General features: G+C 59.8%; 2 protein-coding genes. Both read right to left on the bottom strand.

What is annotated here, in order from left to right:
- The coding region (locus EOA22_RS35780) for an RES domain-containing protein (RefSeq protein WP_127390719.1) at positions 1-390 on the bottom strand (390 nt) is incomplete at its 3' end.
- Complete coding sequence (locus EOA22_RS35775; protein ID WP_013525331.1) at positions 387-776, bottom strand: MbcA/ParS/Xre antitoxin family protein; 390 nt, start codon at positions 774-776, stop codon at positions 387-389. The genes EOA22_RS35775 and EOA22_RS35780, both read right to left, overlap by 4 nt.
- Between the last annotated feature and the right edge of the window lie 10 nt (positions 777-786).

The following is a 786-nucleotide window of genomic DNA, read 5'->3' as shown; positions in this document are numbered from 1 at the left end:
GCTCGGAACCACGATGCCGGCAACATTTCGGGGTTGCAACCGCTCATAGATGGACCAGGACGCTGGACGTTCTCCGTTGCTGAGAGCCGTCGCCCAGGCACAGGCCATCTCTTCGAGCGTCACAGAAAACTCTCCTCTCCGCTCTTCCATTGTCAGATCCGCGATGTCGTCACAATCGATCTCATAGGAGCAAAGCACGCAGGGATCGATCCGCTGTGCGAAGCCCTGGTTGGCTTCCTTGATCGCTGTCATGATGGTCAGCGCCAGATAGAGCGCCGGCACGCCTTTGGGATTGAATCGAGCCCCTCGGATCGCCGCTCCTTCGCCGGAAGTCGGCTTGAATGCCCAACGTGGATCATGTGCGCGGTAGCAGGTTCCGACGAACCTCACGCAAACCCGCCAACGGCCATGTGATCGAGATAATCACGGACCGCTGCTGCCTTGCCGTCCTTCACCAGCGCCTCAGCGGTGCGTCCCCCAAATGCCGGAAGCGGCTGAGCCCGATACCAGGCCATCGCCTGCTCCTTGCCACCCGCCCATTCCGTCACTCGGCTGATGATCTCGAGCATTTCTCGCAGACGCCCCTGGGTCTTTACCGTGGCGCTACGCTCTGACCGATAAAGCGTCTCGCGTGCAAGACCTGCAGTCTGGGCCAACTGGCCTTTGGACATGCCAAAACCGTCCGCGACCTGCCCAATCGCAATCTTCCCATTCCGGTCCATGTAGGACAAGATGAGAGGTCCATTCTGCTCGGCTATCTTGAGTGCCTGGCCCATGGTGTTCATC

This window comes from Mesorhizobium sp. M7A.F.Ca.US.014.04.1.1, from assembly GCF_003998745.1.
Taxonomy (GTDB): Bacteria; Pseudomonadota; Alphaproteobacteria; order Rhizobiales; family Rhizobiaceae; genus Mesorhizobium; species Mesorhizobium ciceri.
Note: the sequence above shows the minus strand (reverse complement) of the source record. Positions and strands in the feature narration are given on the sequence as shown.

Bases quoted from the DNA above. Each gene is read 5' to 3' on its own strand.
- EOA22_RS35775 (WP_013525331.1), bottom strand. From the start codon at position 776: ATGGGCCAGGCACTCAAGATAGCCGAGCAGAATGGACCTCTCATCTTG.